Genomic DNA, 12,892 nt, shown 5'->3' on the forward strand with positions numbered 1-12,892 from the left:
CCACCGGTCGACGTGAAGGACTCGCCTTCGGCCGTGGTCGTCCCGCCGGTGCCACCGCTACCGGAGGTGGTGAAGGTGAACGCGTCGAGGTCGAACAGGTTGCCCTGCCCGGTGACGCCCTTGAACACCAGGAACAGCGTCGTCGTACCGGCCGGCTTGTTGGCGAGGTTGCCCGACACGTTGACGAACGTGTCCCAGCCGCCAGTCGGTGCCACGGCCACGCTGGACATCAGCGTCCCGGTTGCCGACCCCGCCCGGACCTCGAGCGTGCCACCGACACCGCCCGAAGAGACCCGCGCGGTGAATGTCGTGGCATTGGACACCGCGTACGGCTGGAACGAGATCCAGTCGTTGTTGTCGACGAATCCGACGGTCTTGCCGCCTTCAGCGCCGGCGTGATCGGCCAACTGGATCCCCGACTGGGCGCCGAAGTGCTCGCCCTGCCGATGACGCGGCTGCAGTGTGCGGGTGCTGTGCGTGGTCAGCCCACCGTTGTCCGTGTACTCCGCGTCGAAGACCCCGTACACGTTGGCAGCCGGGTCATGTTCGCCATCAACCGGTACTGCGATCGATCCGCTGCAGCCGGTCTTCTGGGTGATCTGGTGCTGGTGGACATCGTGTCCGAGCAGATAGGTCACCTTCACCCGGTTGCAGTCGATCGTGCCGTCCTCGGGATCACTCACGCTCACCTGGAACGGCACGGTGTCGCCGAAGGAGAACAGCTGTCCATTGGCCGGGGTCTGCATGTTCACCGTCGGCGCTGTGTTGCCGACACTGATCTGCACGTTGGCCGAACCCGTCAGTCCGGCTGGGTCTGTCACCGTCAGCGTTGCCGTGTAGTTTCCGGCGGTGTTGTAGGTGTAGGTCGGATTGGCCTGGGTGGAGGTTCCACCGTCGCCGAAGGTCCAGCGATACGTCAGCGCGCCGCCCTCGGGGTCTGAACTCCCCGCGGACGAGAACGCCACTGTCAGCGGCTGCCCGCCCGACGTCGGGTTCCCGCTCGCCTTTGCGACCGGGTTGCCGTTCGTGCTGCCCTTGTACTCGACTCGCCACAGCGCCTGGTTGTTCGAGCCGGTGCCGTAGTCGAGCACGTAGAGCGCACCGTCCGGACCGAAGGCCATGTCCATCACCTGGGTGCCGGTCCAGGGGAAGGCGCCGATGTCACCCGGGCTACCGCTGCTGGTGACCTCGATCGCCTTGATCCACTGGCGGCCGTACTCGCCCGCGAAGTACCGGCCGTTCAGTGAGGCCGGGAACTTGACCGCGGAGTTGAGGTTCGCGTCGTACCGGTAGACCGGGCCGCCCATCGGCGACTCGGAGCCGGTGCCGAACTCCGGCGGGGTGCCCGAGTCACCGCCGTACTTGATCCACGACGGCTTCGCCGCCTGCAACGTGGTCAGGCCGGTGTTGCGGAACGAGTTGTTGGTCGGTCCGCCGGCACAGTTGTACTTCGCTCCGGACGGCCCGCTCGGGAAGACGAAGTCGTTGTAGGTCTCCGTCGTCGTGTTGGTGCCGGTGCAGTACGGCCAGCCGTAGTTGCCCGGTGCGGTGATCCGGTTGAACTCGACCTGGCCGTTCGGGCCACGGTTCGGATTCGTGCTGCCGGAGTCCGGGCCGTAGTCGCCCAGGTAGACGATGCCGGTCGCCTTGTCGACGCTCATCCGGAACGGGTTCCGGAAGCCCATCGCGTAGATCTCCGACCTGGTCTGTGCGGTACCCGGTGCGAACATGTTGCCGGCCGGGATCGTGTACGTACCGTCGGCCTGCGGACGGATCCGCAGTACCTTGCCGCGCAGGTCGTTCGTGTTGCCCGAGGTGCGCTGCGCGTCGAACTGCGGGTTGCGGTTGGTGCGCTCGTCGATCGGGGTGTAGCTGTCGGACTGGAACGGGTTGCTGTCGTCGCCGGTGGTCAGATAGAGGTTGCCCGCGGCATCGAAATCGAGGTCGCCGCCGACATGGCAGCACTGACCACGGTCGTTGGCGACGCGCAGTACGATCTTCTCGCTGGCCAGATCGAGGGTGTTGTCCGTCTTGAGGACGAACCGGGACAGGCGCAACTCGCCCTTCCACTGGTCCCAGGTCGCCTGCGTGCCCTCGGTCGGCGCGTCGCCGTCCGGGGTGGTCAGCCGGGGCGAGTAGTAGAGGTAGATGAACCGGTTGGTGAGGAAGGCCGGATCGGCGGCGACGCCTTGCAGCCCCTCCTCGTCGTGGGTGTACACGTTCAGCTTGCCGGCGACCTTGGTGTTGCCGGCGGCATCGGTCACCCGGACGTTGCCGTCCCTGGCGGTGTGAACCACCGTCCGGTCAGGCAGTACTGCGAGCGACATCGCCTCACCGAGCTCGTTGCCCCCGCTGGCGAGGTTGATCTGTTGGTAATCGGCGGGTGGAATGGTGGAACCCGCGTCCGCTGCCGGCATGCCGACGGCCATCGAGACCGTCAGGGTCAGTGCTACCAGCAGGGACTTGCGCCGCATGTCTTTGAAGGCCATGTCTCTGCTCCTCAGTTGGTGATCAGGTCGAAGGATTCCCACGGGCCGACCGCGGCCCGGTTCGCTATCAGCGGCGCGGCTCCGGCGTTGTCGGCGCAGACCAGCTGGTTGTTGATCTGGGCACGGAAGCTGACCGTGCCGTCGGGATTGCGGATCAGTTGGAACGTCTCCCAGGAACCGACCGCCGTGTTCTTGGCGATCAGCGGTCCGGCGCCTGCGTTGTCGGCGGCAACCAGCAGGTTGTTCACCTTGGCGCGCAACGACACGTTGCCGCCGCCCAGGTCGGCCATCTCGAACTGCTGGGCCGTGCCGATCGTGGTGCTGTTCGCGATCAGCGGCGTACCGGTCCCGGCCGTCACGTACCTGCCGTTGGCCCGTGCGCGGAGGCTGACCGTGCCGGTGCCGGAGGTTGCCTTCGGCAACCCGATGGTTGCCCTGTCGTACTTCCTTGGCGCGGTGGCCTGCGTACCGGTCAGCGCCTCGAACGGTTGTGCGTTGGTCGGTGAGCCGGTCCGCTCGACCAAGTAGGTCTTGCCGGACTGCGCCGGGACGGTGAACGTCGCATTGGTCTGCGGACCGACCACGGTCGCCCGGGTCTGTCCGTCCACCACCGTGACGCTCTGTCCGGGCCACGGGCTGCGCACGGTCAACTGCTGGTTCGCGCCCGACACGATGGCCACGGTTGTCGCCGTACCGCCGCTGATCTGGACGTGGACCTTCGAGTTGTGCGGAATCGCGACGGTGCCTTCACCGGTCCAATCGCTGGGCCAGGCGGGCGCGATTCGTAGTACGCCGTCGTAGTGCTGCACCAAAGCCTCGGGCACTGTTGCGGCCAGTACTCCGGCCTGCTCGATGTACGGCTCGACCGCGTTCGCGACGTTCCAGCTCGCCATCCCGGACGGGTAGGTCTGGTAGGACCTGATCGCGGCGAGCAGGGCCGTCTTGACCTCGGCGCCGAGACCAAGCCGGGCGGCATGGAGCGCGTCGTAGCTCCAGGAATTGCCGTTGACGTAGCTGCGCGACGTGTAGGTGCGGCGGCCGAGCGCGGTCATCGCGCCGGTGTCGCCGATCAGGTTGTACGGCCAGACCGCCTCCAGGCCGATGTTCTCGCTGTTGTGCCGCGTTGCAGTGGGCTGGGTGGACAGCCCGATCATGTTGTTGCCCGCGGCATCGGATGACGGCGTGAGCAACTGGGTCTGGGTGGCGGTGTCGGTCCTCGGCAGGTCCGGGAGCTTCGGGATCGCCGCGTTCAACTGGTTGACGAGATCGGCGTCGACACCGAGGGTCTGCGCCGCCTTGACTGCGATCGGGAAGAACGCCCGCATCGCTGCGATGTCGGTGGTCGGGTCGGTGACGTTCCACTGGGTCTCGTGCGCGTTGCCCTTGGTGTGCAGCTTGCCGTCCGAGCCGGTGGTCGCGTGCGACAGCAGGAACTGCGCTGAGGCCTTGATCAGCGGGTAGTTCGCGGACAGGAAGGCCTGGTTGTCGGTCATCTGGTAGTGCTGCCAGACCCACAGCCCGATCTCCGCGCCGGTGGTCACCACGAGCGAGTTGTAGCTCGGCGCGATGTTCGACTCGCAGGAGGCGTTGCTGATGCCACCCTGGTAGGTGCCGTTGCCATTGAACCTCATCGTCTCCGGCACACAGATGCCTTGCCGGCCGGGCATGTGCTGCTGGGTCCAGGTCGTGATCGCGCCGAGGTTGTCGCGGTAAAGCCGGAACATCGGGTCGTTGAGACCCGGTACGCCGGCGGCCACGTTCGCCGCGACCTGCATTCGCAGGTTCCAGAACCAGTAACCGGCCGGGAACCACTCGCGCCGATCCTGCGAGAAGGTGAACAGGTCGGCGACACCCGCCTGCGAACCGGGCAGGACGCCCCTGCTCTGCGCCGCAGCGGAGTACAGGTAGATCGTGCGCAGGTTCTCGACGTAGTCACCGGTGCCGTCGGCCGAACTGACCTTGATGAGCCCGGCGGACTGCCAATAGTCGTGCCACCACTGCAGGTGGGCGCCGCGGACCTCGGCCTGCGGACGCGTCGCCGCGCCGTTCAGCACCGAGTTCGTGGTGGCGATCGAATCGCCACCGGTCCAGGTCGGTGCCGCGACGACGACACGGAACGAGCCGTCGGTGTTGGGCTGGAAGTTGACCTGTGCGGTCAGCGGGTTAGGCGCCGAGGCGACAACGCTCCGGCCGCCCGCGGACAGACCGGCGAGGGAGCCGAAGGTTCGGCCGGAGGCTCCCTCGCCGCTGTTGTCCACCCAGGTTTCGGACAGCGCCGCGACCGAGCCCGACGCACGCGAGGTCGCCGCACGGCCGCTCCACAGATTGACCTGGGCGGTCTGCGAGGTGTTGGGGTCGGCGCCGGTGACGTCGACGACGAGTTGCTGGGTGTCCGCGCGAACGAACGCGGTCATGGTCATCCCGCCGCCGGACTGCCGCAGCATCCCGTCGTACAGGTCGAGCCGGCCGCTGAAGTCGGCGGCACTGGTCATCCGGGACAGGCCGGGGATCACCAGCTGACCCAAGGACTTCCGGTCGGGGAAGGTGTCGGTGCGATTGAGTTGGGCGGTGAACCCGTTGGCCGCCCAGACGGCGGCACCGAGAGCCCCGTTGCCCAACGGCATCGACTCGGCCGGCGCTGAGTTGGCACGACCGAGTACGACGTCCGAACGGCGAACCAGGTTCGGGGTGTCGACGACGAAAGAGCCGTTCTGCCAGGCGGTGGTACCGGGAGCCGCGGCAGCGGGAGGGCCACTGGTTGCTATCAAGCCGGCCAAGAGGGCCAGGACGAGCAAGATTTTGGGCAGGGGGGAGCGTAGGAGGGTGTTCATCGGAGCTCTCCGAGGATGGGGCGGACCCGTGGCCTGGGGGCGGAGAGGACCACGAGTAGACATCGGATCTTTCTTTGCCGCGTGCTCCGTGTCAATACTTCGGTGGCCGTGCCGGCGCCGATAGCCTCTCGACATGCCGTCGATCTTGCATATCGCCTTCGTCGACCAGTGGAGCGCCGCTCAGCAGGCGGGCTCGTACCGGATCTCCACTCGCGGTCAGACACTTGACGACGGGGCGACCTTCATTCACTGCTCGCGGCCGGAGCAGGTCGGCATGGTGGCGAACTCGTTCTACTCCGATGTGACGGAGCCGCTCTGTCTGCTGGTGATCGACACCGGACGCCTCGTCTCGGCGATCTGCGACGAGGACCTGGACGGTATCGGGATCACGTTCCCGCACATCTACGGACCGATCAACCTGGACGCCGTGGTCGACGTACGGGCTTATCAGCGCGGCGAGGACGGCCGCTGGCCGGATGTCCCCGCGGAGGCCCTATCCTGAACGAGGAACGGGTCGGTCGGGCGATCGCGTCGCCCCCAGGGCGCCGAGGAAAGTCCGGACTCCACAGGGCAGCGTGGTGGGTAACGCCCACCCGGGGCAACCCGCGGGACAGTGCCACAGAGAACAGACCGCCAGCGGCCTCGGTGGACCCCGTGGTCCATCGAGGTGCGGGTGAGGGTGAAACGGTGGTGTAAGAGACCACCAGCTCCGCAGGCGACTGTGGAGGCTCGGTAAACCCCACGTGGAGCAAGGCCAAGAAGGATGGCGGGCAACCGTCGTCTGCGCGAGCGTTCGAGGGCTGCCCGCCCGAGCTCGCGGGTAGGCCGCTGGAGGTGACCGGCAACGGTCACCGTAGATGGATGATCGCCGACTACAGAATCCGGCTTACAGACCGACCCGTTCCCCCATCGGTCAGGGCCGGCCCCAGTCGGTCAAGGGCGTGGACCGAGGAACAGACCACCAGTCGCGTCGATGACCTGGCCGGTGATCCAGCGCGCGGCGTCGGAGGCAAGGAACGCGACGATGTCCGCGACGTCGTCGGCCCCACCCAGCCGACCGAGTGCCGTCCCCGCGGCGATGAAGTCGGCCAGGCCCGGAGCCTCGAACGACGATCCGTTCGTCGCCGTCCGGGTGGCGCCGGGAGCGACCGCGTTCACGGTGATTCCTCGAGCCCCGAGCTCGTTGGCCAAGGTCATGGTCATGGTCTCGACCGCTCCCTTCGTCATCGCGAAGGAGGTCTGGGTGGGGTTGGCCATCCGGGTCGCTACGGACGACATCGTGATGATGCGGCCACCGTCACGGAGTACCGGCAGGGCTCGCTGGATGATGAAGTACGGCGCTCGCACGTTCACCGCGAAGAGGTGGTCGAACTCCGTCCGCGTCGTGGTTCCGAGCGGCCCGGCCGGCACCGCTGCCGCGTTGTTGACGAGGATGTCGAGTGGCTGCCCCGCCAGGCCCGCCTCGACTCCCTCGAAGAGCGTTTCGACGTCGTCCTCCACGCCCAGCTCTGCCCCGACGGCGAACGCAGTGCCACCAGACCGTTCAATCTCGTCGACCGTCGCCGTCGCGCCGTCCTTGTCCTTGCCGTAGTGAACGACGACCACTGCTCCGTTCGCCGCCAGCCGGGCAGCGATCGCCTGTCCGATGCCGCGCGATGCTCCGGTCACCAGGGCCGTCCTGCCGGTCAGATCACTCATGTCAACCACTCCAGGTTGTTAGTTACTACCGAAATGTTAGTGACTACCACTGCGGTAGTGTCTATCACATGAACGACCAGCACCCCACCCTGCGAGCGAAACGACGAGCCGACACCCAGCGCACGATCCAGGCGCATGCGGTCCGCCTGTTCACCGAGCGCGGATACGACGCCACGACCGTGGCCGACGTCGCCGAAGCCGCGGGCGTGTCCGCCATGACCGTGTATCGGCACTTCCCCACCAAGGAGGACCTCGTCCTCGTCGACCAGCGCACCCAGCTCGCCGCCGAGCGCATCGCCGCGACCTCGGCCGAGCAACCCCTGGTCCACCGCATCGGCACCGCGATCATCGACTCGGCGAGGGAGTTGACCGCTGGAGGCGACGACCCGACGGCCACCAAGCAGTTCCTGCTGGCCCGCCTCCAGTTGATGATCTCGACACCGGCCTTGCGGGCCAAGCACCTGGACAACAACTACGCCCTTCAACAGGCGATCGTCGATGCCCTCGGCGACGACGGCACCGATCCCGACGCCGCCTTCCACGCCAACGCCGCAGCCAGCGCCTGCCTGGCCGTCATGCACACAGCCCTGGTCCGCTGGGCCGAAGACGACGGCCAGACCGATCTCCCCGACCTGATCGCCCAAGCCCTGACCGCCGCCTTCGGCGCTATCGCTGTGAAGGGGTGACTAGTGGCAGGTGTCGCGGTGGTTGATGCGCGGATCGCCGGCGACGGGGGCCTGGCCGGGGGTTCTGTCCTTGGGTTCTTCCCAGGGCTCCTGGCGGCCGAGGGCGGTGAGGTCCAGGGCACTGGATGAGAAGCCGAGGGAGTCTGTGCCGCGGCCGTAGGTGGAGTAGGTGTGGTGGACGGCCTCGCCGACGCGGAGGAAGCAGCTCATCCCGTGCAGATCGAACGGCTGCTCGGATTGCACGTGTTCATTGGCCGGGACCTGATCCCACTCGGCCTTGGTCCGGTAGTTGTACTCGAGCGGCACCACGGAGTCGTCCAGCGTGACATGGAAGTCGTAGTTGAACTCACTCCCGTACGACGAGTACCACGGGAACGTCCACCCCATCCGCTCCTTGTACGCCGCGATCTTCTCGTACGGCGCGCGAGAAACCGCGGCGAAGGTCGTCTCCCGGGAGTTGAGCCCTTCCAGGCGCCCGATGTCGTCGGCGAACCCCGAGCAGTTCGGGCAGCCCGCCTCCCACTCCGGCTGGAACATGAAGTGGTACACCACCAACTGCCGCCGGCCCTCGAACAGCTCGACCATGCTCACCTCACCGGCCGCCCCGGTGAAGACGTACGGCTTGTCGACCAGCACCATCGGCAGCCGCCGCCGATTCGCGTTCAGCTCGTCCCGCCGGCGCGTGAACTCCTTCTCCTCAACCAGAAACTCCTTCCGCGCCACCACCCACTCCGCACGCGACACGACCTCCGGCAGACTCATCGATCTCTCCCGATCGCAGGCACCCTGAACGGGCACGTTCACGGCATACGTCGGAGCCCGACGTGCCATCTCGACATGCATGACCGGTGGCCCCTTGGTGCATGCCATCATCCGACATGAACCGGAGAGGGTACTTCACCCACCGCCTACTGGACTGATCACACCTCCCCCGTACGCCGACCCCGCCGCGCCCAGGTAGTTGCCCCCAGCAACTGCATATCCCAGCTCCAGCACAGCCCAGGCTCCTTCCTCCAGCGGATGGAACTGCGATTGCGCCGGTGCATGGGCGATGTGGTTTCCACCGGTGCATTGGTGCTGTGGTTGCGCGGTCTCCGCTGCGTGATGGTGCTAGTCGCCGTGGTGCGCGTCAAGGGCGCTTCGCGGCCCTTCGGGCTCGAACAAGTTCGACCCTTGACACCCACCACGCCGACCAGGGAAGGACGCAGCTACGCGGATCCGCGCTGACGTGTGAGCTGCATTCAGGCGATTCCGTTCGCCCGGGCGGTCCCGGGGCAGGCGTGTGAGCAACTTCCGTCGGTCCGGGTGGTTCGGCGTCGATGCGGGGGGATAACTCCTCCTGGTGGGGTTACCCCACTGTTCTGCCAGTGGGGTAACCACCACATCGTGGGCTAACCCCACTGAGCGGGGGGTGAGCCAGCGCTCAGTCGTGGGTTCCGGGGGCGGCAATCGGTTTCCGTCCCGCTGGTCCACGACTGAGTGACCACTCACCCCGAAACCCGCCGAAACGGCGCCCGGCCCCATCCACACCGACAGAACTCGCGAACCCCTGCCCGGTAACCGGTTTCCCGGGTGGTTCCGGTGAGTTCTGTGGGTCTGGGTGAGGGGTCCGCGCGTCGAGCAGTGGCGCGGTCCCGTCGACTGCCGGCCCGTTGGACCGATACCGGTCTACGGAGCGCTATCGGTCGAACAACCCGCTAGCGGCCGTGAGCCCGCCGGGTCGGATGCCGGCCCGTTGGACCGATGCCGGCCTGTAGGGCGCTATCGGTCGAGCAGCCCGCTATCGGCCGCCACGCCTGACCGCCTGGTCCACCAGTCGGAACCGCCAGACCGCCAGGAACCACCCGGGCCGCACCCCGACGGAATCCCTGAATTGTGGCCGTACTTCCCAGCGGCTCCGGGCTAGCTGCGTCCTTCCCTGGTCGTGGTGAGGTGTGTCAAGGGTCGAACTCGTTCGATCGCCGAAGGCGACGCCAAAGGCGCCCTTGATACACCTCACCACGACTAGCACAATCACGCAGCCCGGCGACGCGAACCACCTGCACCTACCCGCGAACCACATCCACCTGCCGACCCGCGGACCACAGTCACCTGTCGTCCCGCGGACCACATCCACCTCTGGATCCGCGAACCACCTGCAGCCGGCGTACCGGCGTACCGGCGTACCGGCGGGGGTTCGGCTTTCAGGTGAGGTCTAGTTCGTAGGTTTGGCTCAGGAGGCCTTCGCCGAAGAGGGTGTGGGGTTCTGAGGTGGTGAGTTTGAAGCCTCGGGTCAGGTAGATGTGGCGCGCGGCAACCAAGGGGTCGTTCGTCCAGAGGACCATGCGTTTGTAGCCGGCAGAGCGCGCGAACTCCAGGCACGTGTCAACCAACCGACCACCAAGGCCCTGACCGCGACCACCCGGCGCCAGCAGGAGCAGGCGGAGTTTGGCGGTTCCTTCGTCGGGGCCGCGGACGCAGAAGACGCAACCAACACGCTCGCCGTCGACCTCCGCGATCCAGGCGGCTTCGCACGCAGGGTCGTGATCCGCCGCATAGTCGGCGACCACGCGCGCAACCAAGGCTTCGAACGCCGAACCCCAGCCGTACTCCGCCGCGTAGATCTCGCCATGGGCCTGCACGACCCACCCCAGGTCCCCAGGCTGCCCGAGACGTCTGATCTCCATGTCCACCCACCGATCTACTGACACGAGTGTTTCAGTCAGCGATACTATCCCCGTGCCCACCACGAAGCCAGCCCCTTCCGCACGGGAGCAGGAGCTGCTGGAGCGCGCCTACGCGTACTCGCTGACCCACGGTCTCGGCGACCTGTCACTCCGCCCTCTCGCGGCCGCGATCGGCTCGAGTCCCCGAGTCCTGCTGTTCCTCTTCGGCAGCAAGGACGGCCTGATCCGCGCCCTGCTCGCGCGCACCCGCAGCGACGAACTGGAGCTGCTCCGGCAGATCCACAACCGGTACGACGCTCCGCCCGGCCTCGAGGTCGTCGGCCGGGAACTGTGGAAATGGTTGGCAGCCACGGAACGACGCCCGCTCATGACCCTCTGGGTAGAGGCCTACGGGCGTTCCCTGGTTGCCCCCGACGGCCCTTGGGCGGACTACGCCCGCTCGACCGTCGACGACTGGCTCGAACTACTCGCCACCGCACAACCTGCCGCCGAGCGGGGAACAGTCCGCGGGCGAGCACGGCGTACCGGAGTACTGGCGATGCTGCGCGGAGCGCTCCTCGATCTGCTGGCGACCGGCGATGTCGAGCGGACCACGAAGGCTGTGGACGCCTTTCTAGCCGACTAGTTCGAAGGCGATCGTGCGCTTGGCGATGTCGGCCTCGACCAGCTTGACCCGGACCGGTTGGCCGAGCGGGAGCGCGGTGGCGCCCTTGACGCGACCCTCGATCGCGAGCGTGGACAGGGCGACGATCCCGCGGGTCGGCTCGCGCTCGTCGACCTCGGTGATGACGCCGTCGAAGGACGAGCCGACATGCTCGGCGACCAGGCCGGCCTCGACCATGCTGACGATCGAGCGCTCGTAAGCGTGGGCCTTGCGGGCGCAGTCGTCCATGATCTTGGGGATGTCGTCCATCGACTCGCGAACCCACCCGGGCACCGGGGCGTCCGCGCAGAGTGCCACGCAGATCTCGCCGGTCCAGCGGTCCACCAGTCGGCGCAGCGGCGCGGTGACATGCGCGTACTCCGACTTCATCGCTGCGTGCTCCGGTTGCTCGGGCACCCCACCCGAGAACGAGGTGTATCCGGCACCGCGGAACAGCACCGTGCACGCCGCCAGCATCGCCGCGTGCGCCGGCACTTTCGGGTCCAGCCCGTGGATGAATTGCGCGTACGCCGTGCCGACGGGCCAGGCGATTCCGAGCGCCTTCGCGATGTTGTCCAGTTTGCGGCGCAGGTCGTCATGCGATTCGGGCAGGGTGCGCAGGATGCCGATCTCGCCGTACATCATCAGGTGCGCGGCGGCCATCCCGGTGAGCAGTGAGATCTGCGCGTTCCAGCCCTCCACCGGGAGCGGGGCGCGGAACTCCAGCGTCCAGTCGCCGTTGCTCGCGACGATCTCCTGGTCGGGGATCGGTAGGTTGACGCCGCCTCGCTCGAGTTCGCGTTGTTCGCGGAGCTTGCCGACCTCGCGGAGCAGTTGGAGCGACTCGGACGCGGTACCGGCGTCGAGGTCCTTCTGCACTGCGGCGTAATTGAGCTTGGCGCGGGACTTCACCAGCGCGCGCTTGCAGACAACATCGGTGCCTTCGCCCGCGGCGTCGACCGCGATCGTCCATAGCAGCGCGGGCCGGACCTGGTCGGGCAACAGGGACGCCGCGCCCTCGGAGAGCTCGGGCGGGTGCAGTGGGGTGCGCTTGTCCGGCGCGTAGAGGGTCTCGCCGCGCTTGCGCGCCTCCAGGTCGATCGGGTCACCAGGCTCGACGAAGGCGGCGACATCCGCGATCGCGTAGTACACGGTGTAGCCGTCGCCGTTGCGCTCGATGTAGAGCGCCTGGTCGAGGTCCATCGAGTCCGGCGGATCGATCGTGACGAACTCGAGGTCCGTCCGGTCGAGCTCCGGCAGCTTCGGACTTCGCACCGCTGCCAGCGCCGCCTCGACCACCTCGGCCGGGAACTCCGCCGGCACCTCGAGCTCGCGCCTGATCTCCTGCAGCGAGGCGCGGAACACCTCGGGCACTTCCTCGGCGAAATGCACTCTCTGCAAAGGCACTCGACCACTCCATCCACTCAGCCCGGCACTCCGTTGTGCCGGGTTGTACGGGTCAGACTAGTGGTCCGGGTCGGGGTGCGGTGCGTAGCTCCGGTGTCCAGGTGGGTGCATCGCAAGGCGGAGGAGGGGAGCGATGTGGGGCATCATGACCCGACGACAACGCAGCGAGGTGCCTGCAGGGGCGCCGGAGATGCGTGCCGCACCCCGATCCGGACCACTCACGAGGGTTGGAGGTTGAAGGATTTCAGCGACGCGAGACCGTCGGCGTACCAGTGGATCTCGGTGATGCTCGCGGACGACAGTTCCATCCGGAACATCGAGGACATCGGGGCCTGGAGGACGCCGCGGACCATCAGCTTGATCGGGGTCACGTGGGTCACCACGAGCACCGTCTGGCCCGGGTACGCCGCGAGCAGGCGGTCACGGGCCGACCGGGCCCGCCGGGCGCACGCGTCGAAGGACTCGCCACCGG

At 67.3% G+C, this 12,892-nt stretch carries 10 protein-coding genes and 1 other RNA gene; 4 read left to right on the forward strand and 7 right to left on the reverse strand.

The window, feature by feature from the left end:
* A partial coding sequence (locus VFG33_RS24380) for a PQQ-dependent sugar dehydrogenase (RefSeq protein WP_325055266.1) occupies nt 1-2,489 on the reverse strand: 2,489 nt, incomplete at its 3' end.
* Nucleotides 2,490-2,500: 11 nt separating this feature from the next.
* Entirely contained in the window at nt 2,501-5,320 is a 2,820-nt protein-coding gene (locus VFG33_RS24385; protein WP_325055267.1) for a glycosyl hydrolase family 95 catalytic domain-containing protein, read from the reverse strand.
* Nucleotides 5,321-5,453: 133 nt separating this feature from the next.
* Here VFG33_RS24385 and VFG33_RS24390 point away from each other — a divergent pair, with 133 nt between their 5' ends.
* Both VFG33_RS24390 and rnpB read left to right on the forward strand, forming a co-directional pair.
* Nucleotides 5,454-5,822, forward strand: a complete 369-nt coding sequence (locus VFG33_RS24390) for a DUF952 domain-containing protein (protein WP_325055268.1) — start codon at nt 5,454-5,456, stop codon at nt 5,820-5,822.
* A gap of 8 nt (nt 5,823-5,830) precedes the next feature.
* An RNA gene (rnpB, locus tag VFG33_RS24395) (RNase P RNA component class A) lies at nt 5,831-6,225 on the forward strand.
* A gap of 28 nt (nt 6,226-6,253) precedes the next feature.
* On the opposite strand, the gene VFG33_RS24400 is transcribed toward rnpB, so the two are convergent.
* Nucleotides 6,254-7,018 carry an SDR family oxidoreductase gene (locus VFG33_RS24400; protein WP_325055269.1) on the reverse strand — a complete coding sequence of 255 codons (765 nt, stop codon included), beginning with the start codon at nt 7,016-7,018 and terminating at the stop codon, nt 6,254-6,256.
* A gap of 68 nt (nt 7,019-7,086) precedes the next feature.
* On the opposite strand from VFG33_RS24400, the gene VFG33_RS24405 reads away from it, so the two are divergent.
* Complete coding sequence (locus VFG33_RS24405; RefSeq protein ID WP_325055270.1) at nt 7,087-7,704, forward strand: TetR/AcrR family transcriptional regulator; 618 nt, start codon at nt 7,087-7,089, stop codon at nt 7,702-7,704.
* Here the strand turns inward: VFG33_RS24405 and VFG33_RS24410 are convergent, their stop codons facing one another.
* Together VFG33_RS24410 and VFG33_RS24415 are read right to left on the reverse strand one after the other, a co-directional pair.
* Nucleotides 7,705-8,466 carry a DUF899 domain-containing protein gene (locus VFG33_RS24410; RefSeq protein WP_325055271.1) on the reverse strand — a complete coding sequence of 254 codons (762 nt, stop codon included), beginning with the start codon at nt 8,464-8,466 and terminating at the stop codon, nt 7,705-7,707.
* A gap of 1,421 nt (nt 8,467-9,887) precedes the next feature.
* The gene (locus tag VFG33_RS24415) at nt 9,888-10,370 is read right to left on the reverse strand and encodes a GNAT family N-acetyltransferase (protein ID WP_325055272.1); all 483 of its coding nucleotides are present in this window, start codon (nt 10,368-10,370) and stop codon (nt 9,888-9,890) included.
* A gap of 52 nt (nt 10,371-10,422) precedes the next feature.
* Between VFG33_RS24415 and VFG33_RS24420 the strand changes: the two genes are divergently transcribed.
* The gene (locus tag VFG33_RS24420; protein ID WP_325055273.1) at nt 10,423-10,995 is read left to right on the forward strand and encodes a TetR/AcrR family transcriptional regulator; all 573 of its coding nucleotides are present in this window, start codon (nt 10,423-10,425) and stop codon (nt 10,993-10,995) included.
* On the opposite strand, the gene VFG33_RS24425 is transcribed toward VFG33_RS24420, so the two are convergent.
* Nucleotides 10,984-12,420: an RNB domain-containing ribonuclease gene (locus VFG33_RS24425; protein WP_325055274.1), complete on the reverse strand. Its 1,437-nt coding sequence runs from the start codon at nt 12,418-12,420 to the stop codon at nt 10,984-10,986. The genes VFG33_RS24420 and VFG33_RS24425 overlap by 12 nt on opposite strands.
* 218 nt (nt 12,421-12,638) lie before the next feature.
* The coding region (locus VFG33_RS24430) for a histidine phosphatase family protein (protein WP_325055275.1) at nt 12,639-12,892 on the reverse strand (254 nt) is incomplete at its 5' end.

The sequence above is a fragment of the Kribbella sp. genome, assembly GCF_035687465.1.
In the GTDB taxonomy this organism is placed as follows: domain Bacteria; phylum Actinomycetota; class Actinomycetes; order Propionibacteriales; family Kribbellaceae; genus Kribbella.

Excerpts from the sequence above, each read along its gene's own strand:
- VFG33_RS24385 (WP_325055267.1), bottom strand. The coding sequence starts at position 5,320 with ATGAACACCCTCCTACGCTCCCCCCTGCCCAAAATCTTGCTCGTCCTG.
- VFG33_RS24390 (WP_325055268.1), top strand. The coding sequence starts at position 5,454 with ATGCCGTCGATCTTGCATATCGCCTTCGTCGACCAGTGGAGCGCCGCT.
- VFG33_RS24400 (WP_325055269.1), bottom strand. The coding sequence starts at position 7,018 with ATGAGTGATCTGACCGGCAGGACGGCCCTGGTGACCGGAGCATCGCGC.
- VFG33_RS24405 (WP_325055270.1), top strand. The coding sequence starts at position 7,087 with ATGAACGACCAGCACCCCACCCTGCGAGCGAAACGACGAGCCGACACC.
- VFG33_RS24410 (WP_325055271.1), bottom strand. The coding sequence starts at position 8,466 with ATGAGTCTGCCGGAGGTCGTGTCGCGTGCGGAGTGGGTGGTGGCGCGG.
- VFG33_RS24415 (WP_325055272.1), bottom strand. The coding sequence starts at position 10,370 with ATGGAGATCAGACGTCTCGGGCAGCCTGGGGACCTGGGGTGGGTCGTG.